28 protein-coding genes are annotated in these 24,852 nt (G+C 57.9%); 11 read left to right on the plus strand and 17 right to left on the minus strand.

The annotated features are described in order from the left end of the window. Positions 1 to 42: 42 nt before the first annotated feature. The 3 genes from dnaG to rpsU form a co-directional block, all read right to left on the minus strand. On the minus strand, positions 43 to 1,932 hold the full coding sequence (dnaG, locus tag AC2Q8J_RS14660; protein WP_486451649.1) for a DNA primase: 1,890 nt from the start codon (positions 1,930 to 1,932) through the stop codon (positions 43 to 45). Between the two features lie 64 nt (positions 1,933 to 1,996). Continuing rightward, complete coding sequence (locus tag AC2Q8J_RS14665; RefSeq protein ID WP_486451650.1) at positions 1,997 to 2,443, minus strand: GatB/YqeY domain-containing protein; 447 nt, start codon at positions 2,441 to 2,443, stop codon at positions 1,997 to 1,999. Positions 2,444 to 2,574: 131 nt separating this feature from the next. Beyond that, a complete protein-coding gene (gene rpsU, locus AC2Q8J_RS14670; protein ID WP_027874250.1) occupies positions 2,575 to 2,790 on the minus strand; it encodes a 30S ribosomal protein S21 in 216 nt (71 codons plus the stop codon). 193 nt (positions 2,791 to 2,983) lie between these two features. Here rpsU and tsaD point away from each other — a divergent pair, with 193 nt between their 5' ends. Together tsaD and folB are read left to right on the plus strand one after the other, a co-directional pair. Further along, positions 2,984 to 4,015 carry a tRNA (adenosine(37)-N6)-threonylcarbamoyltransferase complex transferase subunit TsaD gene (gene tsaD, locus AC2Q8J_RS14675; protein ID WP_286696138.1) on the plus strand — a complete coding sequence of 344 codons (1,032 nt, stop codon included), beginning with the start codon at positions 2,984 to 2,986 and terminating at the stop codon, positions 4,013 to 4,015. Between the two features lie 5 nt (positions 4,016 to 4,020). Further along, the gene (folB, locus tag AC2Q8J_RS14680; protein WP_204996671.1) at positions 4,021 to 4,377 is read left to right on the plus strand and encodes a dihydroneopterin aldolase; all 357 of its coding nucleotides are present in this window, start codon (positions 4,021 to 4,023) and stop codon (positions 4,375 to 4,377) included. Here folB and AC2Q8J_RS14685 read toward each other — a convergent pair whose 3' ends face one another. From AC2Q8J_RS14685 to AC2Q8J_RS14715, 7 genes are read right to left on the minus strand one after another with little or no spacing between them, the layout of a single operon-like run. Next, the gene (locus tag AC2Q8J_RS14685; RefSeq protein ID WP_486451651.1) at positions 4,378 to 5,484 is read right to left on the minus strand and encodes a tRNA nucleotidyltransferase/poly(A) polymerase-related protein; all 1,107 of its coding nucleotides are present in this window, start codon (positions 5,482 to 5,484) and stop codon (positions 4,378 to 4,380) included. It abuts the gene before it with no gap. A 45-nt stretch (positions 5,485 to 5,529) separates the two neighbouring features. Further along, a complete protein-coding gene (locus AC2Q8J_RS14690; RefSeq protein WP_424145836.1) occupies positions 5,530 to 6,345 on the minus strand; it encodes a symmetrical bis(5'-nucleosyl)-tetraphosphatase in 816 nt (271 codons plus the stop codon). A 7-nt stretch (positions 6,346 to 6,352) separates the two neighbouring features. Next, positions 6,353 to 6,730 carry a Co2+/Mg2+ efflux protein ApaG gene (apaG, locus tag AC2Q8J_RS14695; protein WP_027874255.1) on the minus strand — a complete coding sequence of 126 codons (378 nt, stop codon included), beginning with the start codon at positions 6,728 to 6,730 and terminating at the stop codon, positions 6,353 to 6,355. 11 nt (positions 6,731 to 6,741) lie between these two features. After that, entirely contained in the window at positions 6,742 to 7,530 is a 789-nt protein-coding gene (gene rsmA / locus AC2Q8J_RS14700) for a 16S rRNA (adenine(1518)-N(6)/adenine(1519)-N(6))-dimethyltransferase RsmA (protein WP_286837928.1), read from the minus strand. Continuing rightward, positions 7,527 to 8,519: a 4-hydroxythreonine-4-phosphate dehydrogenase PdxA gene (gene pdxA / locus AC2Q8J_RS14705; RefSeq protein ID WP_286837926.1), complete on the minus strand. Its 993-nt coding sequence runs from the start codon at positions 8,517 to 8,519 to the stop codon at positions 7,527 to 7,529. The genes rsmA and pdxA overlap by 4 nt, the downstream gene beginning before the upstream one ends. Then, the gene (locus AC2Q8J_RS14710; RefSeq protein WP_204996676.1) at positions 8,519 to 9,784 is read right to left on the minus strand and encodes a peptidylprolyl isomerase; all 1,266 of its coding nucleotides are present in this window, start codon (positions 9,782 to 9,784) and stop codon (positions 8,519 to 8,521) included. The genes pdxA and AC2Q8J_RS14710 overlap by 1 nt, the downstream gene beginning before the upstream one ends. Further along, the gene (locus tag AC2Q8J_RS14715) at positions 9,777 to 12,161 is read right to left on the minus strand and encodes an LPS-assembly protein LptD (RefSeq protein ID WP_486451652.1); all 2,385 of its coding nucleotides are present in this window, start codon (positions 12,159 to 12,161) and stop codon (positions 9,777 to 9,779) included. The genes AC2Q8J_RS14710 and AC2Q8J_RS14715 overlap by 8 nt, the downstream gene beginning before the upstream one ends. 122 nt (positions 12,162 to 12,283) lie before the next feature. Here AC2Q8J_RS14715 and AC2Q8J_RS14720 point away from each other — a divergent pair, with 122 nt between their 5' ends. From AC2Q8J_RS14720 to AC2Q8J_RS14735, 4 genes are read left to right on the plus strand one after another with little or no spacing between them, the layout of a single operon-like run. Then, positions 12,284 to 13,324, plus strand: coding sequence for an aminoglycoside phosphotransferase family protein (locus tag AC2Q8J_RS14720; RefSeq protein ID WP_424144561.1), 1,041 nt, complete (start codon positions 12,284 to 12,286; stop codon positions 13,322 to 13,324). Between the two features lie 5 nt (positions 13,325 to 13,329). Next, positions 13,330 to 13,986 (plus strand): N-acetylmuramate alpha-1-phosphate uridylyltransferase MurU, encoded by a 657-nt coding sequence (murU, locus tag AC2Q8J_RS14725; protein WP_486452620.1) that lies wholly within the window; start codon positions 13,330 to 13,332, stop codon positions 13,984 to 13,986. A gap of 40 nt (positions 13,987 to 14,026) precedes the next feature. Then, positions 14,027 to 14,695: a ribulose-phosphate 3-epimerase gene (gene rpe, locus AC2Q8J_RS14730; protein ID WP_374973783.1), complete on the plus strand. Its 669-nt coding sequence runs from the start codon at positions 14,027 to 14,029 to the stop codon at positions 14,693 to 14,695. Then, complete coding sequence (locus AC2Q8J_RS14735; RefSeq protein WP_286837916.1) at positions 14,692 to 15,378, plus strand: phosphoglycolate phosphatase; 687 nt, start codon at positions 14,692 to 14,694, stop codon at positions 15,376 to 15,378. The genes rpe and AC2Q8J_RS14735 overlap by 4 nt, the downstream gene beginning before the upstream one ends. Here the strand turns inward: AC2Q8J_RS14735 and AC2Q8J_RS14740 are convergent. From AC2Q8J_RS14740 to AC2Q8J_RS14760, 5 genes are all read right to left on the minus strand, one after another. After that, complete coding sequence (locus AC2Q8J_RS14740) at positions 15,375 to 15,965, minus strand: DUF488 domain-containing protein (RefSeq protein ID WP_286696128.1); 591 nt, start codon at positions 15,963 to 15,965, stop codon at positions 15,375 to 15,377. The genes AC2Q8J_RS14735 and AC2Q8J_RS14740 overlap by 4 nt on opposite strands. Positions 15,966 to 16,010: 45 nt before the next feature. Continuing rightward, complete coding sequence (locus AC2Q8J_RS14745) at positions 16,011 to 17,405, minus strand: alkaline phosphatase PhoX (RefSeq protein ID WP_486451653.1); 1,395 nt, start codon at positions 17,403 to 17,405, stop codon at positions 16,011 to 16,013. A gap of 227 nt (positions 17,406 to 17,632) precedes the next feature. After that, positions 17,633 to 18,298, minus strand: a complete 666-nt coding sequence (locus AC2Q8J_RS14750; RefSeq protein WP_486451654.1) for an anthranilate synthase component II — start codon at positions 18,296 to 18,298, stop codon at positions 17,633 to 17,635. Beyond that, positions 18,295 to 19,698, minus strand: coding sequence for an anthranilate synthase component I family protein (locus tag AC2Q8J_RS14755; RefSeq protein WP_286696125.1), 1,404 nt, complete (start codon positions 19,696 to 19,698; stop codon positions 18,295 to 18,297). The genes AC2Q8J_RS14750 and AC2Q8J_RS14755 overlap by 4 nt, the downstream gene beginning before the upstream one ends. Positions 19,699 to 19,711: 13 nt before the next feature. Next, positions 19,712 to 19,978 carry a Trp family transcriptional regulator gene (locus AC2Q8J_RS14760; RefSeq protein WP_204996686.1) on the minus strand — a complete coding sequence of 89 codons (267 nt, stop codon included), beginning with the start codon at positions 19,976 to 19,978 and terminating at the stop codon, positions 19,712 to 19,714. 139 nt (positions 19,979 to 20,117) lie between these two features. Here AC2Q8J_RS14760 and AC2Q8J_RS14765 point away from each other — a divergent pair, with 139 nt between their 5' ends. The 3 genes from AC2Q8J_RS14765 to trpC are packed head-to-tail and all read left to right on the plus strand — an operon-like array spanning position 20,118 to position 22,542. Beyond that, positions 20,118 to 20,702, plus strand: coding sequence for an anthranilate synthase component II (locus AC2Q8J_RS14765; protein WP_204996687.1), 585 nt, complete (start codon positions 20,118 to 20,120; stop codon positions 20,700 to 20,702). A gap of 8 nt (positions 20,703 to 20,710) precedes the next feature. Next, a complete protein-coding gene (trpD, locus tag AC2Q8J_RS14770) occupies positions 20,711 to 21,748 on the plus strand; it encodes an anthranilate phosphoribosyltransferase (RefSeq protein WP_204996814.1) in 1,038 nt (345 codons plus the stop codon). Further along, positions 21,745 to 22,542 (plus strand): indole-3-glycerol phosphate synthase TrpC, encoded by a 798-nt coding sequence (trpC, locus tag AC2Q8J_RS14775; protein WP_486451655.1) that lies wholly within the window; start codon positions 21,745 to 21,747, stop codon positions 22,540 to 22,542. The genes trpD and trpC overlap by 4 nt, the downstream gene beginning before the upstream one ends. Positions 22,543 to 22,575: 33 nt before the next feature. Here trpC and crp read toward each other — a convergent pair whose 3' ends face one another. After that, positions 22,576 to 23,214: a cAMP-activated global transcriptional regulator CRP gene (gene crp / locus AC2Q8J_RS14780; RefSeq protein ID WP_027874271.1), complete on the minus strand. Its 639-nt coding sequence runs from the start codon at positions 23,212 to 23,214 to the stop codon at positions 22,576 to 22,578. Between the two features lie 145 nt (positions 23,215 to 23,359). On the opposite strand from crp, the gene AC2Q8J_RS14785 reads away from it, so the two are divergent. Both AC2Q8J_RS14785 and AC2Q8J_RS14790 read left to right on the plus strand, forming a co-directional pair. Beyond that, the gene (locus tag AC2Q8J_RS14785) at positions 23,360 to 23,782 is read left to right on the plus strand and encodes an OsmC family protein (RefSeq protein WP_204996815.1); all 423 of its coding nucleotides are present in this window, start codon (positions 23,360 to 23,362) and stop codon (positions 23,780 to 23,782) included. 5 nt (positions 23,783 to 23,787) lie between these two features. Beyond that, positions 23,788 to 24,189, plus strand: coding sequence for a VOC family protein (locus AC2Q8J_RS14790; protein WP_239547814.1), 402 nt, complete (start codon positions 23,788 to 23,790; stop codon positions 24,187 to 24,189). Between the two features lie 18 nt (positions 24,190 to 24,207). Here the strand turns inward: AC2Q8J_RS14790 and coq7 are convergent, their stop codons facing one another. Next, positions 24,208 to 24,843 (minus strand): 2-polyprenyl-3-methyl-6-methoxy-1,4-benzoquinone monooxygenase, encoded by a 636-nt coding sequence (coq7, locus tag AC2Q8J_RS14795; RefSeq protein ID WP_486451656.1) that lies wholly within the window; start codon positions 24,841 to 24,843, stop codon positions 24,208 to 24,210. Positions 24,844 to 24,852: the final 9 nt, after the last annotated feature.

The following is a 24,852-nucleotide window of genomic DNA, read 5'->3' on the forward strand; positions in this document are numbered from 1 at the left end:
AGGCTCTGTTCAGAATTGCCTGTCTATTTCTACCGCCGTTGCTTAGCGCTGGTGTTTATTGGCCAGCAGTTGCTGTACGTGTTTGAGCTGAGCTTTGGTGTCATCACTGAGTTCAGCGTAGTTGCCGTCGGGGCCTTTGTCGACTTCGTCGCGCTCGCGAAGGCTCTCCAGGCGGGCTTTTAGGTCGCGATCGCGCTGGCGCTCCTCGAAGTAGTTGAGGGTGTCAAAAAAAGCCGTTTTGGCGCGCTGGTCATCCAGGGTGGCGCCCAGCAGTTCGATGGTTTTTAGCGCTTCGGTCAGCAGTAAATATTGCGGCTGGCCGTGCCAGTGGCCGAGCAGCATGGCCGTGGAGGACTCCGGGCGTTTTTGCAGCAGGGATAATATTTCTTCCAGCAGCTCGCTCGTGCGCGAGGGCGGCGCGGCCTTCAGTGCGGTGGTGGAGGCGGCGATGGTTCCCGGGGCGTACAGCAGCATAGCCAGTGCGAACAGCGCCGGGTCGCGCTTATTGTCTGGCAGGCTGCCGAGCAGGCGCTCAGTGTCCGTGTTTTTCGGTTGGCGCTGTTCGGGGGAGGGTGTTTCGTCAGCGGTACCGGGTTGCGCCGTGCTCTGGGCCTCTGCCTCGCTGCGCTCGCGCAATTTGTCGAGTGCGGCGCGGCTTAGACCGCTGCGTTTGGCCAGCTCATCGAACATAAGCTCGCGAAACACGCCGTCTGGCAATTGAACCAGCAGCGGTGTGGCGAGCTTGGCGAGTGCCGCTTTGCCCTCGAGGGTGGCGGGGTCAAGGTGGTCGTTGAAGGCGTCAAAAAAGTACTCCTCCAGCGGTGCGGCGCGGGCGATCAGTGCTTCAAAGCCAGGGCCGCCGACGCGTCTGACGGTGTCGTCGGGGTCTTCGCCCTCGGCGAGGAATAAAAAGCGAATGCGGCGGCCGTCTTCCATAGTGGGCAGCGCATTTTCCAGCGCGCGCGACGCCGCTCGGCGGCCGGCGTCGTCGCCGTCGAAGCAAAACACGATTTCACTGCAGTAGCGAAAGGCGGTGCGCAAATGGTCGCTATTGCTGGCGGTGCCCAGGGTCGCCACGCCGCAGCGAATGCCGTACTGCGCGAGGGCGACCACATCCATATAGCCTTCGACAATGATCACCCGCTCGAGCTGGCGGTTGTACTGTCTGGCTTCATAGAGGCCATAGAGCTCGCGGCCTTTGTGGAAGATGTCGGTTTCCGGAGAGTTCAGGTACTTGGGTTTGTCGTCGCCCAGTACGCGACCACCGAAGGCGACGACGCGGCCTCGGTTGTCGCGGATCGGGAACATAATGCGGTCGCGGAAGCGGTCGTAGACTTTGTCGCTGTCCTCTTTTTCCACCAGCATGCCGGCATCCAGCAGTTGTTGGCGTGACTCGTCGTTGCTGCCAAAGCTCTTTAGTACATTGTCCCAGCCCGGCGGTGCGAAGCCGATGCCAAAGTCGCGGGCGATTTGCCCGCTGAGGCCGCGTTGTTTTAGGTAGTCGACGGCGCGTTGGGCTTGAGGGTGCTGGCGCAGCTGGTTTTGGTAGAACGCGGCCAGCTGTTCCATGGCGTCGTAAATCGTTTTACGGCGCTGCTGGCGCTGTGCCTGCTGGGGGCTAAGCTCTTCGCGGGGGACTTCCAGGCCTGCACTGTGGGCGAGGCTGTCGATCGCCGAGGGGAAGTCCTGGCGGTCGTAGTCCATGATAAAGCCAATGGCATTGCCGGCCGCGCCGCAGCCAAAGCAGTAGTAGAACTGCTTGTCGGGGTTAACGCTGAAAGAGGGGGTTTTCTCTTCGTGAAACGGGCAGCGGGCAGTGTAGTTGCGGCCTGTCTTCTTTAGCGATACGCGCCGATTAATAACATCGACAATATCCACCCGCGACAACAGGTCGTCGATAAAAGATTGCGGGATGCGTCCTTTTGCGGCCACTGGCGTTATTCCGAAGGCGGAATGGCTAGCCTAGCAGGCACGTGCTCGGCTAGCCAGCTGGCGATTACTGGCTGAGCCGCTCTTTGATTTTGCGGCTCACGCTGCCCATGTCCGCGCGGCCTTGGGCGGCGGGCTTGACCAGTGCGACCACCTGGCCCATGGCTTTGACGGAGTCCGCGCCGCTGTCGGCAATAGCCTTATCGATCAGTGCGTCCAGCTCCTCGTTGCTGAGCGGCGCGGGCATGAATTCCTGAATGATGGCCATTTCAAAGCGCTCTTGCTCGGCAAGCTCTGTGCGTCCGGCTTCTTCATACTGGCTAATGGAGTCGCGACGCTGTTTGCACATTTTGTCGAGCACGGCCAGGCCGCGCGCGTCGTCGACCTCAATGCGCTCATCCACCTCTATACGCTTGAATTCAGCGAGTACCAAGCGAATAGCGCCCAGGCGCTCTTTCTCTTTCGCCCGCATAGCCGCTTTCATGGCGTCAGTCAGCGATTGCTTAAGGCTCATGGTGTCAGTCCTCTGCAGTGGGGCGGAATAGGTAAATGTGTCAGGCACAAAAACGGGCGGCTTTTAGCCGCCCATTTATGGTAGCGCGTTGTCGCACTGAAAGCAGGTGCTTGCCGCACCCGCTGAGCAACTTAGTAGAGGCGTTGCTGCTTTTTCATTTCGCGAGAGACTTTCTTCGCGTGGCGTTTAACCGCCGCCGCAGCCTGACGCTTACGAACCGCTGTGGGCTTCTCGTAGAATTCGCGACGGCGAACCTCAGCGAGTACACCGGCTTTTTCGCAAGAGCGCTTGAAGCGGCGCAGAGCGATATCAAAGGGCTCGTTTTCTTTGATCTTGACTGAAGGCATTCGTTAAACCTGTCCTGATAATATTTGGCAATGAATTCTAATCGGTCCACCCAATAACTAAAGGTGGCACTCCAAGGGCGCAGAATTCTAAACGCTCATTTGTGAAAATGCAAAGTAAAAAGCGCCTTATCTGGTGCCATTGTGTGGAAATCAGTATCATGCGCGCTCAATCGGTGGAGCAAATAGGTAGGCTGTGCGGGTACTGGGACTAGAAAGCTCCTGTGATGAAACAGGTGTGGCGATTTACGACAGTGAGCGGGGCTTGTTGGCCGATGCGCTCTATAGCCAGATTGCGCTGCATGCGGAATTTGGGGGTGTCGTCCCCGAATTGGCGTCCCGAGACCATGTTCGCAAATTGCTGCCGCTGGTGCGACAGGTGCTGGATAGCGCCAATTTGCGTGGCAGCGATATCGATGCTGTGGCGTATACCGCTGGCCCAGGGCTTGCCGGCGCACTGATGGTGGGCGCCTGCGCCGGGCGCGCAATGGCGTACGCCTGGGGCGTGCCGGCATTGGCGGTACACCATATGGAAGGGCATTTATTGGCGCCCATGCTAGAGGACACCGCGCCGGAGTTTCCTTTTATTGCGTTATTGGTGTCTGGTGGTCACACGCAACTTGTTCGTGTGGATGGCATTGGTAACTATCGCTTGTTAGGCGAGTCGCTGGACGATGCCGCCGGCGAAGCATTCGACAAGGCCGCGAAGATGCTCGGCCTTCCCTATCCCGGTGGCCCCCAGTTGGCGAAGGCCGCTGCTCAAGGTGATGTGTCCCGCTTTACCTTTCCCCGGCCAATGGTCAATCGCCCCGGTTTAGATTTCAGCTTTAGTGGCCTGAAAACCTACACCTTAAATACCGTGGCCGAGTGCCGGGCCGATGGGCAGCTAAGCGACGGCGATCGCAACGATATTGCTGCCGCTTTTCAGGAGGCTGTGGTCGACACGCTGACGATTAAATGCCTGCGCGCACTGAAGCAGGAGGGCTTGAAGCGCCTGGTGATTGCTGGCGGAGTGAGTGCCAACACCGCGCTGCGTGAGCGTTTGGAGGGGCGGCTGGCGACAATTGGCGCAGCTGTGTATTATCCGCGCCCTGCTTACTGTACCGATAATGGTGCAATGATCGCTTACGCCGGTTGTTGTCGCCTGTTGGCGGGGCAGAGCGAAACGCTGGCGGTGCAGGTTAAGCCGCGTTGGCCAATGAATGAATTGCCGGGTTTGGAGCGCTAGTCGTCATGGATACTGTGTATGTGCGTGGGTTGCAGGTGGATACCATTATTGGCATCCACGACTACGAGCGTGCGCACCGTCAGACCGTGATTCTGGACCTTGAACTGGGCTATGACATCCGCGCTGCCGCGGCCTCCGAAGATATTGCCTTGACGCTGGACTATCAGGCCATAAGCGAACGTCTGTGCGAGTTTATTCGCGGCAGTGAATTCAAACTTGTGGAAACCCTCGCTGAGCGCTGCGCCGCGCTGGTGCGCGAAGAATTTGGTGTGCCGTGGTTGCGCTTGCGGTTAGCCAAGCCCGACGCGCTGCACTACGCCGAGGAAGTTGGCATTGTGATCGAGCGCGGTGATCGCGCCTGATTAAGCCTCGTTGATAAGCTGCTGCAACTGGTCCAGTCGGGCGTTTCTCAGGGCGCTGCCCAATGCGGCGCCGGTTATCCCCTTAGCGATAAAGTCTTGAGCGTTAATTTTCGCCAACCTATCAGCCGCTTGAGTCAGTAAATTCAGGTAGTCACCGTTTTCGCCGCGCAGGTCGGCAAGCTGGCAAAATTCCATCAATATCTGTGGGCGTCGCAGATAGTCCAGCTTCTCCAGTATCGCCAACACACACTCTGCGCTGGGCTGACTGCCCAGTGCCGTAGAGAGTGGCAGCAAGCTCGCGCCGAGCTGTGCCAACTTGCTGGCCGCTTTGCTGGCGTGGAGCTGTTTGCACAATTGAGTACAGGCGGTGGTGTCGAGCTTGCTGCAGCTCAGCGCAAAGCGGACCTCAGGGCCCTGGAGTGAGGCGCCGGCGGATGTGTTCAGTGCATCGAGCAGGTCGCGGTCCAGGCTGGAGGCCCATTGGGGGTACAAGGTAGGTAGTGCCTGGCAGTCCAGTAGCGCGTTAAAGAAGGCGGAGGGTGTGCGTTCACTTAACGCCTTGTTGATCTCTACCAGTATGCGTTCCGGGCTTAAGGCCTGCAGCTCTTGCGGCGTCGACATTTCGCGCATTAGCGCGCGGGTTTCATCGGCTATTGTGAAGCCCAGGTGGGCGTAGCGGGCGGTAAAGCGCGCTACGCGAAAGATACGCAAGGGGTCTTCTTTGAAGGCCGGTGAAACATGGCGAAGCAGGCGACGCTCAATATCCTTGCGGCCATTGTAGGGGTCGATAATGTCGCCGGCAGCGCTTTTGGCGATGGCGTTAATGGTCAGGTCGCGGCGTAGTAAGTCGTCTTCAAGGGAGACTTCCGGGCCGAATTCACACTGAAAGCCATGATAGCCCACGGCGGTTTTGCGCTCTCGGCGCGCCAGCGCATACTCTTCTTTGGTTTCGGGGTGTAGAAACACCGGAAAGTCTTTGCCAACTTGCTCATAACCCTGTTTGAGCAAGGTCTCGGGTGTAGCACCGACCACCAGCCAGTCGCGTTCATGGAAGGGGTAACCCAGCAGTTCGTCGCGGACTGCGCCGCCGACTAAATAGATGTCCATAGAGTGGCATACTCCGCTATTTCTTGGTTGCTGGGAAGTGGGGGCTTAATGGCTGGGGCAGTCGCAGCGGTGATACTCGCCGCTCTCCATATTCAGCAGCGTCATGTGCCGTCCCCAGACGCAACCGCTGTCTAAGGCAATGATGTTAGGGTTGTGGGTGCGGCCTTCCAGCGCGGCCCAGTGGCCGAACAGTTGTATTTCGGTGCGCGCCGGTTGCGGCCATTCAAACCAGGGGCGGTAGGGCGGCGGGATGTCCTGCCTCGCGCCTTTGAATGTCAGTTCCAGCTCACCCTGCTCGCTACAAATTCGCATGCGGGTCAGGTAATTGGTAATGCAGCGCAGTCTGTCATGGCCCTGTAGGTCGTCGTGCCAGAGGGCGGGTGCGTTGCCGTACATGTGGTGGAAAAACCGGGCCGCGTCAGTGGGGTTGCGCAAAGTGCTTTCCAGCTCTGCCGACAGCGCAAGTGCCTGCTGTGTGCTCCATAGCGGCGGTATCCCGGCATGGCTCATGACATAGCGCCCGTCATCGCTGCGCAGCACCAGCGCCTGCTGTTGTAGCCAGTCCATCAGCGTGGCGAGCTCAGGAGCCTTGAGTAAGGCCTCCAGACTGGGGTGACGCCCTTTTTGAGTGAAGCCGCGGGCCAGCGCCAGGCAGTGGAGGTCGTGATTACCCAGGGTGACCTTTACGCTGTCTTGAATGCGGTACAGATAGCGCAGGGTGTCTAGCGAGTCGGGGCCGCGGTTGACCAGATCGCCAACGAGCCAAAGCTCGTCGCGGGCAGGGTTAAAGGCAACTTCATTGAGCAGGCACAGCAGTGGCTGTAGGCATCCCTGCAAGTCTCCAACTGCGTAGCGCGCCACGGGCGACTTAGTGCAGCGCCGAGCGCTGGGCGAGGGAGAAGATGCCGATGGGGGCGATAAAACGCCGGCCAGAGGCGCTGATCATCTCGTAACTGCCCTCCATCGTGCCGACAGCGGTGTCGATAACGGCGCCCGAGGTGTAGCTGAAGGACTCGCCTGGCTCGATGAGTGGTTGTTTGCCGACCACGCCCTCGCCCTGCACTTCCTGAACCTGATTGTCGCCATCGGTGATAATCCAGTGGCGGTTGAGCAGGCGCACGGCCTCGTCGCCGGTATTGTTGATGGTAATGGTATAGGCGAAGGCGTAGCGCGATTCTTCCGGTGCGGATTGGTCGGCGAGAAACTCGCTTTCAACCTGAATGTGTACGGGGTTGCTGTCTGGCATGCGGGTCCTGATTAAGCGGGGTTGCGACTAATATAATTGGCAATGGCGACGAAGTCTGCCAACTGGAGTGTCTCGGGGCGAGCGCCGGGGTTGAGACCCAGCGCTTGCAGTTGCTCGTCATTGAGGGTGTTCTTGAGGTTGTTGCGCAGCGTCTTGCGGCGCATGGTAAAGGCCTCTCTGAGCACCCGCTGCAAGACGTTAACGTCGTCTGCCGGGCAGGGCAGGGTTTTGTGTGGGGTGAGTCGAACAATGGAGGACATCACCTTGGGGCGCGGCGAAAACGACTCGGGGGGCACATCAAACAGGGCCTCTACCTCGCAGTAATACTGCGCCATGATACCGAGCCGTCCGTAGGCCTTGCTGCCCGGCTGCGCGGCCAGGCGGTCAACAACCTCTTTTTGCAGCATGAAGTGCATGTCGGTAATGCGGTGCTGGGCGCTGAGCAGGTGGAAGATCAGCGGTGTTGAAATATTGTAGGGGAGGTTGCCGACCACCCGCAGTGGTTCATCGCCAGCCAGCGCGGCAATATCAAATTTGAGTGCGTCGCCTTCGTGCAGGTGGAAGTTGTCGCGGGTTGCGAACTTCTCTTCCAGAATCGGGATCAAATCCCGGTCCAGCTCAATAACATGCAGTTGGCAGCCGCTGGCGAGCAACTCGGCGGTGATGGCGCCCTGGCCAGGGCCGATCTCCAGTAAGCGCTGATTTTCTCGCGGTGTAACCGCACGCACGATCCCTTGAATAATACCGCGGTCGTGCAGGAAGTTTTGGCCAAAGCGCTTGCGGGCGCGATGAGTGCTCATAGTGTGTTGCTCGCTGCGTGGCCGGCCATATCAATAGCATAGCGCATGGCTGTTGCCATGCTGCCTGGGTCTGCGCGGCCGCTGCCGGCAAGGTCCAGTGCCGTGCCGTGGTCGACAGAGGTACGAATAATGGGCAGGCCCAGGGTGATATTAACGGCTTGGCCGAAACTCTGATATTTCAGTACCGGCAGCCCTTGGTCGTGATACATCGCCAATACCGCATCACACTGTTCCAGGTGGCGCGGTGTGAAGGCCGTGTCGGCGGGAAGCGGGCCAATCAGTTGCCAGCCTTTGGCGCGATAGCTCGCCAATACCGGCTCTATCGTCTCTATTTCTTCTCGTCCCATGTGGCCGCCTTCGCCAGCGTGGGGGTTTAAGCCCAGCACTAATACTCTCGGTTGTTGGCAGCCGAAGCGTTCGCGCAACTCGCGATGAAGAATATCGAGGGTGCGCTCCAGTTCACGGGGGGTGATCGCCGCTGGCACGGCGCTCAGCGGCAGATGGGTTGTCACCAGCGCCACGCGCATTGCGGCGCTGGCCAGCATCATCACCACTTTTTCTACCTGGCAGCGTTCGGCGAGAAACTCTGTGTGGCCGCTGAAGGCGATGCCGGCGTCGTTAATGACCGATTTTTGCACCGGCCCCGTCATCATGGCCTGACACTCGCCGTGCAAACAGGCATCGGTTGCCGCGCGCAGACAGGTTAAAACATAGTCGGCGTTGGCAGTATTCAATACCCCCAGTTGCGCCGGTGCCGCTAACGCAACGGGGGCAATGCTGATGTGTCCCGGCTGATGGGGGCGGGGTGATGCGGCGTCGAAGGGGCTGAGCGAGATGGGCAAGCCCAGCGCCGAGGCGCGCTCAGTGAGCAGCGCTGGGTCGGCGTAGGCCACCAACTCTGCTGGCCACTCTTGCTGAGCAATTTGAATAAGTAGCTCCGGGCCAACCCCTGCAGGCTCGCCCGGCGTGATGGCAATACGCGGCAACATTAGAGCTTGATATCGACGTAAGCTTCAGCGCGGATTTTACGCAGCCAGATATCCAGTTCGTCTTGGTATTTGCGCTCGTGCAAGACATTGCGAGCCATGCGCTTGCGCAGGTCTTGACTGACGTTTTGCTGGCGTCTGTCCACCACTTTAATAATGTGCCAGCCAAAGTCACTTTTCACTGGCGCACTGATATCGCCGATGGCGGTGTCTTCCATGGCTTGCTGAAACTCGGGAACCAATTGCCCCGGTGATGTCCAGCCCAAGTCACCGCCTTCCTGGGCAGAGCCGATGTCTTCGGAGTACTCCTTGGCGAGGTCGCGGAAGGAGTCGCCATTGAGCACGCGCTGGCGCAGCTCTTTCGCCAGACTGAGGGTCTGCGCCTCGCTGCGGATCGCCGATGGTTTTAACAAGATGTGGCTGGCGCGAGTTTGTGCGACGGTCTCGTTAAGGCCACGGCTCTCCAGTAGCTGAATGACGTGGTAGCCGCTGGCACTTTGCAGGGGCTCTGACACGCCGCCGTCGCTCATATTGGGTGCCACGCTGGCAAACAGCGAGGGCAGGTCGGTCTCACGCCGCCAGCCGAGGTCACTGGCGTTGACACTGCCTTGGGCGAGGCTGGTGTAGTCCGCGCCCTTGCGCAGTTTGGCCGCTAGTTGCTGGGCCTGTTGACGTGCGCGCTCGCGATCGGCGTCGCTGGCATCAGACGCTACCGGCACCAATAAGTGTGCCAGGCGATACTCGGGTGAGGTGCGGGCGCGGCCTTCTTCTGAGTTTAAGTAGTTGGTGACTTCCTGGTCGGTAATTTGAATACGCTGGTTAACGTTGCCCATCTGCACGCGTTGCAAAAGCATTTCGCGGCGTATTTGCTCGCGCACATCGCGATACGATGCGCCGCTGTCGAGCAGGGCCTGACGGAACTGCTCAAGCGTCATATTGTTTTTGGCGGCCACGCGGCCAACGGCAGCGGTGAGTTGCTCGTCGTCAATGCGCAGACCGACGCGGTCGGCCATTTGTAACTGGATATTCTCCAGGATCAGCAGGTCGAGAATTTCACGGCGCAGCTGATCTTCCGGTGGCCCTTGCTGGCCGGAGCGGGCAATGTTTTGCTGGACGCTGGTGAGCCGCTCATCCACTTCGCTGGCGAGAATAATATCCTCGTCGACAATAGCGACGATGCGGTCCAGCCACTGGGTTTCGGCGTGGCTAGCCACGCTAAACAGCAGCATGCACAGGGAAGCGAGCAGGGGTGTTTTCAGTTTATTCATTCGATTGGTAACCAAGGATGCTTTCTTTAAGTACGCTGGTAACGGCCGTGCCCAGACCACCCAGCCCTTTGAGCTGAAATTCAACTAAGATGGCAGAATTTGTTTCAGTGTCACTGGTATTAGACCTGCTATTGTCATCGGGTTCCAGTGCCTGCTGATAGACAATCCGCGTCAGCCAGCAGCAGTTTTGATACTCCGCGCCAATCAGGTTCTCGACCGAGCGGTTATCTTCCAAATCATATTGGGTTTTTGCAAACAGCTTCCACTGGTTGTTCAGCGGCATGGCGATTGAGGCGTCTACCTGCCGTACATCATTTTCCAGGCCGCCAAACTGGTTGCCTTCGCGGCGAATGCTGTAGCCGAGGTTGATGACGCTGCCGTCGTCATTGCGTCGATGGTAGCGCAGGTTGCTTTGATTGAGTGTGCCTTGGCGGGCGTCGTAAAGCAGGTCGGCATTGACGCTATGGCGATTGCTCGGCGACCAGCGCAACTGGCTGGCAATGTCGGAGTTGCTGCTTTTGCGCTCGGGGTCGCCGGGTAGCTGAACGCGGCCTTCTTCAAAATAGTAGAGCTGGCCGAGGCTAAAACTGAGAAATTCTCTGCCGAGATTGTTATCGATAAAGCGGCTGCTCACGCCAATCGCCAATTGATCGGCATCGCCAAGGCGGTCGTGGCCGGTAAAGCGGGTATCGCGAAATAGCTGCTGGTAGGTAAAGGTTAACGCGGCGCTGTCAAAGTCCGGCTGATCGCTCTGGTCTTCGTATTCTGCATTGCGGTAGTAAATGCGTGGCTCTAGCGTTTGGGTAAGCGCCTTGTCCGCTAGTTGGAGTTCGCGCTCAAAAAATAAGCCGGCGTCGACACTCAACTGATTAGAGCTGGCGCTGGGGTTGTCGTTGACGCCGATCTTGTCGGCGTCTTCCAGTTCGTAAGCGACGTGGCGGCTTTTCAGCGCCGGCTCGATAAAGCCCCAGCGCCAGCGCATAGGGAGGCTGACCCCAGCCGCACCGTATACGCGCTGGCCGGTAATTTTATTTCCGCCGTCGCTCGCCGCATCTCGGTGATCAAAACGCGAATATTCAAATTCCAGCGAGGGCTCTAACTGGAAGTTTCGCGCCGGTGATTGATAGTTGAGGGTCAGCTGTGGAAGTTTTTGGTAGGGGTCGTCAACGGCGGCGATGGTTTGGTAGCGCTGCACTTCCAAATGCCCGCTCCAATTGTCGCCGAGATAGCCCAGTTCCGCTTTTTGGTTGAGGTGGGTGCTGCGCTTAACGGCGAGGTTAGCGAGACCGAGGTCGTCGAAATAGCTGTCGTCGCTTACCCGCGTGTAATCGACCTTGCTATACCAGCTCTCACCCATAAAGCCCTGCTCGGCAATACCGAGTAGCCAGCGATCATCTTTCTTGGTTTGGTCGTCTGGCAAATAGCTGCCATTGATGGACCACTCGGAGTATTTATTCAGGTAACGAAACTCCCCCTCTAAAGCTTCGCCGCGGGTCTCGATATAGCGCGGTGCCAGGGTGAGGTCATAATTTGGCGCGAGGTTGAGGTAGTAGGGGGTCGAAATATCCAGGCTATTGTTGGAGAAGCCCAGCGTCGGAAACAGAAAGCCGGTGCTGCGGCGGTCGTCAACGGGAAAGTTTAAATACGGGGTGTAGAACACCGGTACATCATAGATGCGCACGGTTGCGCCGCGCGCTACCCCCCGGCCGCTGTCGTAGTCCAGCTCGATGCTTTTGGCGTGCAGTGACCAGGTCTCGTTGTCGGGTGTGCACTGGGTATAGCTGGCCGCTTCCAGTTCAAAGCGGTCGAAGGCGGGACGTGCTATGCGCGCGGCGCTGCCTCGTGCGCCGGTTTGATAGCTGAGAATTTCTGCTTCGAGCAGTTCGCCCAGGCCCTGATTGGTATCTAGCTCGGCACTTTGGCCGCGCAGCATAAAGCCGGGCTGTCGCAGCACTACGCTGTCTCGCAGCATCACGCTGCTGTCGCTGCGTCGGTAGCGAGCATAGCCGGCGTCCAGGCTGAGATTGCCTTTGCGCAGTTGTACGTCGCCGGACATGGTGGCGCGGTCACCCACCGACTCGATGGTATCGGCGGAGACGACTAATGGCGCCTCAGTAGGGCTTAGCTGCGAACCGCTCCAGTCGCGAGCGGGTTCCACAAAGCGACCGGCGCAGCCCGGCGCCATATTGCAGCGCACCGATTCGGGCAGGTATTCCTGAGGTAGCCAGTTCCAGTGCTGGTAGTAGGCGGGCAGCTGGGAGATGTCAGCGTCCAGTTGTTCGCTACTGATCGGCCCACAGCGTTGTTCTGCCGCGCCTTGCGCGAGGCTGGCGGCGCCGTAGCTGCTGATCATCAGCAGTATGAGAGTGCGGAACACGGGCATGCGATACTGGCTTTAATATTTATTGCTGTAGGCCTGAATTGGCGAAGGCGAATAATAAAGCATTCTCTGCTAGGATGCCCGTTTCACAGCGATATTGACGAAAATTCTCGCCCTTGATGACAGCAGATAAGACACAGATAGCTGACGAGCTGAAACGTTGGAGCCTGCAGCAGCTAGGCCTACCCCCTGAAGAGCCCGCGACGCTGTCGGTGGTGTCGGGGGATGCGAGCTTCCGCTGTTACTACCGCCTGAGCTTGCCTGGCGACATGCATTTTATTGCCGTGCACGCGCCGCCAGAGAAAGAAGACAATCCGGCATTTATCGCGGTTCAGCAGCGTATGATGGCCGCCAACTTGCGGGTTCCTGGAATGCTGGGCTGGGATTTGGAGCGCGGTTTTCTCTTGCAGGAAGACTTTGGCGACCAGCTATTGTTGCCGTGCCTGGACTCCATAGATGCTGCCGATCGCTACTATCGCGAGGCCTTTACCTGCCTGCTAAATATGCAGTCGATGCCACTGGCCGACGGCGATCTGCCGGACTACGATCGCGCGCGCCTTCTGGAAGAGATGGCACTGTTTCCCCACTGGTTTGTCGAGCAATTGCTGGGCCACTCGCTGAGCGATGCCGAATGGCAGATGCTGGCGCGCTTGTTTGATCGCCTTGCCGCGCGCGCCGAGGCGCAGCCGCAGGGCTTTGTCCATCGCGACTTTCACAGCCGCAATATTATGCTGTTGAACGATGGCGAGTTAGGGCTGATTGATTTTCAAGATGCGGTGCGCGGTCCACTCACCTATGACGTCATGTCCTTGCTGCGCGACTGCTACGTGCACTGGCCGCCGGCTTCTGTAAAAACCTGGTTGCTGGCGTACCGCCAACAATTGGTGGCGGCGGGGATCGCGGTGCCTGACGAAGACGCCTTTTTGTGGGACGCCGACTGGATGGGCCTGCAACGCCACATCAAGGTGTTGGGCATCTTTGCTCGCCTCAAATTACGGGACGGCAAGTCGGCGTATCTCGATGATCTTCCCCTGGTGATGGCTTACACCCTTAGCGTGGCGGAGCAATACGAGGACTGCCGCGAATTTGTGGCGTGGTTTAGCGACACCCTGTTGCCTCTGGCGCGTCGGCAGTCGTGGTTCCGCGAGGTTAGCTTGTGAAGGCAATGATCCTGGCCGCGGGGCTGGGGGAGCGAATGCGGCCGTTGACGGACCACTGCCCCAAGCCCTTGCTGACCGCCGCCGACAAACCGCTGATCGACTATCACTTAGAGAAACTGGCCGCCGCCGGCTTTGCCGATGTTGTGGTGAATAGTGCCTGGCTGTCTGAACAACTATGCGACTACCTCGGGCGCGGCGAGCGCTACGGTTTGCAGATCAGCCACTCAGTGGAAAGTGAGCCACTGGAGACCGCCGGGGGTATCATTAACGCTTTACCGCTGTTGGGCTCGGAACCTTTCTTGTTGATCAATGGTGACGTGTTCTGTGATGTCGACTTTGGGGATTTTTTGTCATGCCGGCCACAGAGTGCGGAGCTGCTAATGGTAGAGAATCCGCCCCATCATCCCGACGGCGACTTTTCCCTGAGTGCCGATGGCAAACTGAGTGAATCGGGCTCGCCGCGCTATACCTTTGCGGGAATCAGTGTCTGGCAGCCTGCGTGTTTTGCCGGGCTCGCGGCGGGTCGACGGCCGCTAAAGCCGATTATGCAAAATCTTATGTCACAGGGCAGCCTGCGAGGTAGGCTGCATAGAGGGCGCTGGTGGGATATTGGAACGCCGCAACGGCTCGCTGAACTGGATGCCTACCTGCGCTCTGCGTAAACTAGGACACGTTATTTCCCCTATAGCTAATGGAATTTTTATGGCCGATTACTGGATAGCTCCTTCAATTCTCTCTGCTGATTTTGCCCGCCTGGGCGAAGAGGTCGACACGGTACTCGAGGCTGGCGCAGACGTCGTGCATTTCGATGTCATGGATAACCACTACGTCCCCAATCTGACTATCGGCCCGATGGTCTGCAAGGCCCTGCGTAATCACGGTATTAAGGCGCCGATTGATGTGCACCTGATGGTGTCTCCAGTGGATCGCTTGATCGGTGATTTTGCCGAGGCGGGCGCCAGTATTATCACCTTCCATCCGGATGCTTCCACCCATGTTGACCGATCGCTGCAAATGATTCGCGATGCGGGCTGTAAAGCCGGCTTGGTGTTGAACCCAGCGGTAGGCCCAGACGTATTGAAATACGTCATGGATAAGCTCGACATGGTGTTGCTGATGTCGGTGAACCCAGGGTTCGGCGGGCAGAAATTTATTCCCTCTACCCTGGATAAAGTCCGCGAAGTGCGGGCGCTAATCGACGCCAGTGGTCGCGACATTCGCCTTGAGGTAGACGGTGGAATTTCCGCTAAGAATATTGCCGAGATTGCCGCCGCAGGTGCCGATACATTCGTTGCGGGCTCGGCGATCTTTAATGCAGACGACTACACCGCAGTGATCGACAATATGCGCAGCGAGCTGGCCAGCGTATGAAGCTCCAGCAGTTGCTCGGCGAGGCGCCGCTGAAGGCTATTTTATTCGACCTCGATGGCACCTTGGTGGACTCGGTGCCCGATCTCGCTGCCGCAATGGATGCCGCCTTGATTCACTGTGGCTATCCCGGCGCGGGGGAGGAGCGGGTGCGAACATGGGTGGGCAACGGCGCTGCCAAACTGGTCGAACGCGCGCTCGATTGGGCGGAGAGTACTTCCCAGCGCTCGGGGCCGCCAGTGCCGCACGGTGTTTTGTTAGATGCATTTTATCTGGCCTACGCCGAGGACAGCAGCTCCCGCAGTCAGCTGTTTCCGGGCGTGATAGCGGCGCTGGAATACTGGCAGCAAGCCGGTATCAAACTGGCGTGCGTCACGAATAAGCCCGAGCGTTTTACGCACCCAATTCTTGCGGAATTTGGCCTGCAGTCGTTACTGCCGGTGGTGGTGGGGGGCGATACACTTGCCCAGCGAAAACCCGACCCCGCGCCTTTGCTGCATGCCTGTGAGCGGCTGGGCGTCGCCGCGGGCAATACTGTAATGGTGGGCGATTCCTCTAACGATATAGACGCTGCCCACGCCGCTGGCATGCCTGCTGCCTGTGTTAGCTACGGCTATAACCACGGCGCCCCGATTGCCGAGGCCGGAGCCGATCTACTGGTGGATGATTTTGGGTCGCTGCGTTAATTTTGCGGCTTGATATAGGCATAGCGCCGGCACTGAGCCTGCCACGCCAATGATCGGCATTCACACGCTGGGGTGAGCATATCAGCCTGAATGCCGTTGAGTTCTATCAGCCTGTTTTCCAACTCATCCTCGCTCTCCAGTTCGCCGTCGTGGCCAATGTGCAGGGTGTCCACAGTGTGTTGATGGAGAAGGTGGTGGCCAATTAACAGGCTGCGATGGCAGCTTGCCGGGTCTTTTTCTGCACACATCAGTGCAATGCGCATAGGCTTGTTCAGGCCGTTAAATACTCGCTCGATACCGCGCTGGAAAAGCGCCGCTGTTTGCAGGCGGCTGAATTGCACTTGACCGTGCTCGTTGTAGTGCGCGGGGTCTTTTGAGCGAGGCCCCAGCTCCTCGCCCAAATAGACATAGGCAATGCCTGCCTCTCGCAAACGCTTTGCCAGTGGTTCGCGGTGGTAGTCGTGGAAGGCGCGGCTGTAGGGAACAGAGCGAACATCGGCAATGGCATCAATGCGGTGTTGCCGCAGTTGGCGCAAAAATTCCTCTAGCGGTTTTGTTGCGTAGCCAATGGAGTAGAGGGCGTGCATAGCGTGCTCAAAGCCACCAGTTTACACGCCCACTTGGGCTTGGCTCTAGCGGAAGTTTTCGGGAATGGTTAGCTCGTAGGTTGTGCCAAACCACGGTATGCCGAAATTTACCGGGCCGCGCTGATAGCTGAAGTACAGCCGGCTGCCATCGGCGGTAAATGCCGGGCCAGTCAGCTCGCTTTTACCGCCGGGGACCTGCAGCAAGATCTTCGCATTGGCATTGGGGACCATTACCATCAAGCGCATCGCATCGCCATCTTCGGCGACGATAACGTCGCCGGCGGGGCTGACAACCAGGTTGTCGACATCGTCATAGGGGGTTTCGTCAACGGCGGTGAGCTGTTCGTTGTCGAATACGACTTCGATAAGATCGTTGTCGATATCCAAGGCATATACCCGGTTGTCGCCTTTACAGGCAAAGAACACCACCGCCCGCAAAGGGTGGCTACTGCCCGCGACGGTGCGGCCGTCGGTAAAGCTTTGTATCCATATTCCCTCTCCGCCTTTGAAGACGGTTCCCGGTGCACCGGCGCCGGTTGACGCAATGTCGGCGCGAACGTCAGCCTGGGGGCGTTTGGGCGATTGGACTTCCACCCATTTCACCTTGTGCAACCGTCGCGCCTCGCTGAGTGCGTCCTGATAACCGCCATTTTCGAAGCCCTCGATTTCCAGCACTTCCAGCAGGCCGTTATTCAAGTTGAGTCCCTGCCGCCCATTCATCGATGGGGCATCTCCCAAGGCGGTGTAGCGGTAGAGCCGACCATCGCCGGCATCCTCGGTGAGATACACGGTGCGAGTGGGCAGGTCTACGGCCACTGCCTCATGGTTGAAAATTCCCAGCGCTGGCCGAGCCACGGCGCTGTCTGCATCGCCAAAGGGATCGCATTCGTACACCAGGCCATCCCGGACTTCCTCGCAGGACAGCCAGGTTTGCCAGGGGGTCGCGCCGCCTGCGCAGTTGTTGCGGGTATCTTTAAGAATGCGGTAGTTGTCGGTAATGCTGCCGTTGGCATCAAAACGCAGAGCACCCACTCCGCCAGGTGTGGATTCACTGTTGGATACGTAAACCCAGCCGCCGTCGTCGCTTTGGAACACCGCCCCGCCATCGGGGTTGCTGTGCCAGAGCGTGAAGTTGAGTGATGGCGAGAAGCCGGCGCGGGCCACGCGGCGTATGGAGAAGCCTTCGGGAATCAATATGTCGTCAACGTCAGAGGTGAATAAGTCGCCGATATTGGCTAGCGGGCCGGGTGACAGCGGCAGCTCGGTTGCCGGGGGAACGGGCGGTTGTGGTGGCTGGGGTGTGTCGCCGTTATCTGGCGTGGTGTTGCTTGTGCTGCGACTCGAGCCGCCACCACATGCGGCGAGGCCAGCGGCGGCGGCACCGAGAAACATTGCGCGCAGCACGTCGCGGCGGCTCTTGATAAGGGGTGGCTGTGTCACCTGTCTACTCCTTTTACTGGCCCGTCTGCCTGGGGGCAGCAGGCCTTAGGCAAAGATTCACTAGGCCGCGAAAGGTAGAGCAAAACTGTGGCAGTTTAATGACACGGAGGGCGCGTTTGTGTCGCAGATAACGGCGTAGGTACTTTGCAGAAGGCGTGACAGGGTGGGGCTATCGACGGGGCGGCTGAAGGGCCAATACCACCCTGCAGCCGCCGTGCTCGCTTGGGCTAGTGGTCGCCAAACAGAAAATTGCGAATCAGCTCTTTACCGCCCTCGGTCGCAAAGGACTCGGGGTGAAACTGAATGCCATGGATTGGGTGTTCGCGGTGCTGAACCCCCATAATTTCGAACTCACCGCCGCGCCGCACCTGGCTGGGGTCGCTAAAGGCATTGGGCGGGATGTCGCCGACTAGCGCAGTGACTTGCAGGCAATCGGGTAGAGACTCTGCCTCGGCGATCAGCGAGTGGTAGCGCATGACTTCCAGCTGGTCCGGGACATTGGCAAACATGCCTTGGTCATTGTGGTTAATCGGGCTGATTTTGCCATGCATGGGCAGTGGCGCCTTGACCACGTTGCCGCCGAATACATGGACGATGCCCTGCATACCTAAGCAGACGCCGAGTAGCGGAGTGTGCTTGCCGAGCTCGGCGATCACCTGTGAGCACACGCCAAAGTAGTGTTCGTCATCCGGCGAGCCCGGGCCGGGTGAAACGATAATGCGGTCGGCGTCGAGCTGGCGGATCTCGTCCAAACTTAATTCGTCGTTGCGTTTAACGACAATACGAAAGTCGTCGAGCCGCCCGCGGCTCTTTTCGCTGCTCAATATCTCGCCAATATATTGGTAGAGGTTGTAGGTGAAGGAGTCGTAGTTATCAATAATGAGGACTTTCACGATTCGCCTCCTTCGCGGTCATCGACCATAAATTTATCCAGGACCTTTTTGGTGCCGGCGAACTTGCGCCGAATTTCCTCGTATTCATCGTCGGGGTTGGAGTCGTACACATTGCCGCCGCAGGTTTGCACATAGGCCTCTTCGCCATTGGCAAATACCGTTCGGATGGGGATGGCAAAGGTGCAGTCCCCGTTGAATGAAAAGTGCCCGACCGCGCCGCCATAGGGGCCGCGTCCGTCGCCTTCCAGTTCGTTGATGATCCGCATGGCCTCAATTTTGGGGGCGCCGGTTAGCGTTCCCGCCGGGAAGTTGCTGGGCAGGGCCGAGAACATGTCTTCGCCCTCGGCGATAATGCCGACAATTTCGCTGGAAATATGCTGCACGTGGCTGAAGCGCTTAATGTCCATCAGGCTGCGCACCTTCACCGTGCCAAACTGGGCCACACGACCAATATCATTGCGATGCAGGTCGACAATCATATTGTGCTCGGCGATTTCTTTGGGGTCGTTGAGCAGTGCACGGGCCAGTGCGGTATCTTCTTGTGGGTCGGCGCCGCGCCGGGTGGTGCCCGCCAGCGGGAAGGTTTCCATCTCGCCTTGGCGCAATCTAAACAACAACTCGGGACTGGCACCGATCAGTTTTTGCTCGCCGAATTTTACGTAGTACATCTGCGGCGAGGGGTTAATTTCACGCATTTCCTCGTAGATATTGATGGTGTCGCCTTCGAGGCGAAAGCGCTTTTTAAAACCGACTTCCGTCTGGAAAATTTTGCCGTCGATAATGTCCTGCTTCACCTTCATGACGGCGGCGCGGTGATCGTCGCGGCTCATGGTTTCGCCGCAGGAATATATTTTCAAGGGGCCGTTTGCGACATCGTCTTCGGCGAGCAGGGCTTCAACATCATCCAGGCGGCTGTCGTGGTAGTAAAAATAAATGAGTTCCCCGGTCATCTTGTCGAGGATCAAGCCATCTTTAAAGAGCCCAAATCGAAAGGCATCAAACAGCTCACTACTCTGGATGCTAAGGCTGGGCTCGAAGTAATTCATCGCGTCGTAGCCGAGATAGCCGGTGAGGCCGCCGGCGTATTTTCGAGAAATAATGTCCTGCGGGACGATTTCCCGGAGCAGGGAATAGGGATTGTCGCTGGGGTAATCGGCCTTGCTGCCGTCGCGCTCCTCAATAGTGAGCGTGTTGCCGTTGGCGTAGAGCAGCTGCTCGGGGTCGAAGCCGATAATGGAGTGGCGGGCCATATGGCTGTCCTCGCCGAGCGACTCCAGATAGAAGCAGTTGTCGTAGCGCTTCTCGATTTTCTTAAACAGTTTAAAAAAATCGCAGTCGGCGCTAATGGTAATGTAATGCGGCTTGCGGGGCAGGCGCAGTCGAGGGGGTAGTTGGCTCATAGGATGTCGGTGCTTAGCCTCGGGAGTGTCGTTTGCGGGCGCGTGAGCCACGGGTGACGGTGGCAATGCCAACACCCAGTTGCTCGGCGATTTGGCGCTGAGGTATTCCGGCATCGAGCAGCTTGAAAATTTGTAGCCGCTTGCTTACCTCGCTGAACTCCGACGGTGTGAGCAGATCGTTTAAGCGCTGATCTAACTCACTTTCGGATGTTGCGGCAAAGAGGTGTTCTAGCAGTTCCTGCCGATGACGGTCATCTTGTGTCTTGCGCGTCGTATTCATGTACTAGTACACTATCACAAAATGCTGGTGGGTCAAAGCATTCGGCCTAGGTGTTTTAGATAGCGGCCTTGCGTACAATGCCCTGCTCGGTAGGCCCTGCCTATTGCCAATCACGAACTGTTTGAGGTGCGCTGCTGTTGTGGTGTTAATGATCGACAACTACGATTCCTTCACCTACAACTTGGTGCAATATCTCAGCGAGTTGGGAGCTGAGGTGGCAGTGTATCGCAATGATGAGTTGAGCATTGAGCGCCTGGCGGAAATGTCGCCGAGTCATCTGGTGATTTCTCCCGGGCCGTGTACGCCGAATGAGGCGGGCATTTCGATGGCGGCGATCAAACACTTTTCCGGCAGGTGTCCGGTGTTGGGCGTCTGCCTTGGGCACCAGAGCATCGCCCAGGTATTTGGTGCCAAGGTGGTGCGTGCGCGACAAGTCATGCACGGCAAAACTTCTGCGGTTTACCACCGCAGTGAAGGGGTTTTCGCAGGCCTGAACATGCCGTTAGTTGCGACGCGATATCACTCTCTGGTGGTCGAAAAGCACAGCCTGCCCAGTTGTCTGGAGATGACTGCGTGGACCGAGGACGGGCAGGGGAATGTCGACGAAATTATGGGTTTGCGGCACCGCAGTATGGATGTTGAGGGGGTGCAGTTTCACCCGGAGGCCATCCTGAGTGCACAGGGGCGTGAACTTTTGAACAATTTTTTGGAGCGCAAGGCATGAGTGAGAAAATGGACATTAAGGCGGCACTGGCGAGAGTGGTTAAACAGCTTGATTTGACCACAGATGAGATGGCCGATGTGATGCGCGCCGTGATGACCGGGCAGTGCAGCGATGCGCAGATTGGCGCCTTCCTGATGGGCCTGCGAATGAAAAGCGAAAGCCTTGACGAAATAGAAGGTGCTGCGCGGGTGATGCGAGAGCTGGCGACGCCAGTCGATATCGAGGGAGTCGAGCACGCGGTCGATATTGTTGGCACCGGCGGTGACGGCGCCAACTTGTTCAACGTGTCGTCAGCCAGTAGTTTTGTGGTAGCTGCTGCCGGGGCGCATGTGGCTAAGCACGGTAACCGCTCTGTGTCGTCAAACAGTGGCAGTGCCGACCTGCTGGAGAAAGCGGGTATTGTGCTTGATCTGACACCCGAACAGGTCGCGCGCTGCATACGCGAGGTGGGTGTTGGCTTTATGTTTGCCGTAAACCACCACAGTGCGATGCGACACGCCATTGGCCCGCGCAAGGAACTGGCCCAGCGCACGATTTTTAATATTCTTGGCCCACTGACCAACCCGGCAGGGGTTAAGCGCCTGCTGCTGGGTGTGTTTAGTGCCGACTTGTGTCGCCCGCTAGCCGAGGTGATGGGGCGCTTGGGTGCTGAGCACGTAATGGTGGTGCACTCAGGCGACGGCTTGGATGAGATCAGTTTGGCAACATCAACGCAGGTGGCGGAGCTGAAAAACGGTGAGATTCGCGAATACCGTCTACAGCCGGAAGATGCGGGTATTGAAAGCCAGAGCTTGATTGGTCTTGATGTGGACGACAGTGAAGCGTCGTTGGCATTGATCCGCAATGCGCTGGGCAAGCGGGATTCTGCCGCTGCAGAAAAAGCCGCGGATATGATCGCGCTAAATGCGGGGGCGGCGCTGTATGTCGCCGGTGTTACCGGCGATTTGAAGGCGGGGGTGGCCCTCGCTGAAGATGTGATTCACGGCGGTCGTGCGCTGGAAAAAATGCAAGAGCTAGCGGCCTTCACACAGGGTATGACGCAATGACAACACCAACGGTTTTGAACCGTATCATTGATCGAAAATTTGAAGAAGTGGCCGAGCGCAGTGCGCGGCGCCCCATCGCCCAGCTGCAAGCGGAGATAGCCAGTGCATCGCAGCCACGAGGTTTTGTTGCCGCCATGGAGGCTAAGTTAGCGGCGGGTCAATCGGCGGTTATCGCAGAGATCAAAAAAGCGTCGCCCTCCAAAGGCGTGATCCGCGAAGACTTCCATCCCGCGGAGATTGCTCGAAGCTATGAACAAGGCGGCGCTGCCTGTTTGTCGGTGCTGACCGATGCCGATTTTTTTCAAGGTAGCGAGGCATATTTACAGCAGGCGCGTGAGGCTTGTTCGCTGCCGGTGATCCGTAAGGATTTTATTGTCGACCCTTATCAGGTTTACGAAGCGCGGGCGATTGCAGCTGATTGTATTTTGTTAATAGCAGCCGCATTGGACGATGCGCAGCTAGCGCAGCTCAATGCCCTGGCCCACGAGTTGGGAATGGATGTGTTGATCGAGGTACACAACGCCGAGGAGCTTCAGCGTATTTTGCCGCTCGGCAATCGCTTGGTCGGCATCAATAACCGCAACCTACACAATTTTGAGACCAGCTTGGACAACACCTTCTCGCTGCTGGCACAAATTGACGAGAACCGTATTGTGGTTACCGAGAGCGGTATTCACAGCGCTGACGACGTTGCGGCAATGCGCCAGCACAACGTCGATGCCTTTCTCGTTGGCGAGGCCTTTATGCGCGCGGCAGAGCCCGGGGGAAAATTAGCAGAGCTGTTTGCTAAATAGGGTGCTACGGGTCGGGGTGCCGGCAGCCGCTGCTCAGCGGGTGCCGTACACCACCATCGTTTTGCCTTTTACGTGGACCAGACCCTGTTCTTCCAGGGTTTTGAGTACGCGACCAACCATCTCGCGGGAGCAGCCAACAATCCTGCCGATTTCCTGACGGGTAATTTTGATCTGCATACCATCCGGGTGGGTCATAGCGTCTGGCTGTTTGCACAGGTCGAGAAGTGTTCGCGCGACGCGGCCAGTAACATCTAAAAAGGCCAGGTCGCCAACTTTGCGCGTGGTGAGGCGTAAGCGTTTTGCCATTTGCTTGCCGAGGGCCAGCAGGATATCCGGGTATTGGTCCTGGAGTTCGCGAAACTTGCTGTAGCTAATCTCGGCAATCTCACAGTCGGTTCGGCTTTTTACCCAGGCGCTACGAGTCGGCGGGATGTCTTCGTCGAATACGCCCATTTCACCAAAGAAGTCGCCCTTGTTTAAGTAGGCGACAATCATTTCACGGCCGTCGTCGTCTTCGATAATCACCGTCACCGAGCCGTCGATAATATAGTAGAGCGCGTCGCTGTCGTCTCCAGCGTAGATCAGCGTGCTCTTGCTAGGGTGTCGGCGCCGATGGCAGTGCGCGAGAAAGTCGTCGAGATTTGGGATGTCGGGTTTCGGTGCCTGGAACACGGGCCACTCTCTTTTTTAGTTTGGTTATGGGCAAAGCGCTGTTTCATTCGTGTGTATTAGTATGCCGCGCTTTGCCGGCAATGGCGAGCCTGGATGCAGGTGCTGTGATAAGCTTAGCGGATTGACAAATTCTATCGGGGTAATGATGAAAGCAACGGTAAAGTGGGTTGACGGTGCAATGTTTTTAGGTGAATCCGGAAGCGGCCACAGCGTGGTTATGGATGGTCCGGAAGACCACGGCGGCCGTAATATGGGCGTTCGGCCTATGGAAATGTTGCTGTTGGGCATGGGTGGCTGCGCCTCATTCGATGTGATGAGTATGCTGAAGAAGTCACGCCAGCAGGTGAAAGATTGCCGGTGCGAGCTGGTGGCTGAACGTGTTGATGCGGTACCCGCCGTCTTTGAAACAATACGCCTTCACTTTGTTGTTACCGGCACTGCCTTGAAGGAGAGCCACGTGAAGCGCGCGGTTGAACTGTCGGCTGAAAAATACTGTTCGGCGTCCATTATGATGGAAAAGGCCGGCGTGGTGATCGAGCATAGTCACGAGATTATTGAAGCGGAGTAGGATATATGCAGCGCCCCAATCCCCATGCGGGCATGCGCCACTTGGCGTTATTTGTAGAAAAGCTGGAAGAGACCGTACAGTTTTATACTGACCTGCTGGGTATGGCGGTCGAGTGGCAGCCCGACGAGGATAATTACTACCTTTGCTCGGGTTGCGACAACCTGGCCATTCACCGTTATCACGGTGCTGAGCGGCCGGCCGCGGGCCAGCGCTTAGACCACTTGGGTTTTATCGTTAGGGAAGCCGACGATGTCGATGCCTGGCACGAGTTCCTTGTTGCGAATGGCGTTAGCATTAAAGCTGCACCAAGAACCCACCGCGATGGTGCGCGTAGCTTCTATTGCCTCGATCCCGATGGCAATCTTGTACAGATCATTCACCACCCACCTATCGCCAGCGCTGTCTAGTCGCTGGCTGGCACGCCTCTACACGTAGTAAGTCGTTCGGGTCATGACTTTTGAGAGAAGGGTCATGGCCTTCTTAACCGGCTTTGGAAAAACGGCGCCGCCGGCTTCTATCGCTGCGGTGGAGTGGGCCGCTTCGTCCTCCAGCATTTGTTCCAAAATGGCTCGCGATTTTTCATCGTCGTTGGGCAGGGAGTCCAGGTGGCTGCGCAGGTGCTCGCATACCTGATCCTCGGTGGCAGCAACAAACCCCAGGCTGATTTTGTCGCTGATCGCCCCCGCTGTCGCGCCGATGGCAAAGGAGCCGGCATAGAACAGGGGGTTGAGCAGGCTGGTGTGGCTACCCAGCTCCTTCAGGCGTTGCTCACACCACACCAGATGATCAATTTCCTCGTCGGCGGCGTGGCTCATGGCTTGTTTAATATCGGGGCGCTTGGCCGTCAGCGCCTGCCCCTGGTACAAGGCCTGAGCGCACACTTCGCCAGTGTGGTTGATGCGCATGAGGCCCGCTGTGTGCCGGGTGTCCTGATGTTGGCTGTCGCAGCGGCCGCTGGCGGGGTTTTCGCGTTGCGGTGTGGCACTGCCGCGAATCAGGGTTTTCAGGCTGCGGTCTGCACCAATCAGCAGTCGATCCAAGGCGGAAAAGCTTCTGGTCATCGTATCCTC

The sequence above is a fragment of the Spongiibacter sp. C9W genome, assembly GCF_057370015.1.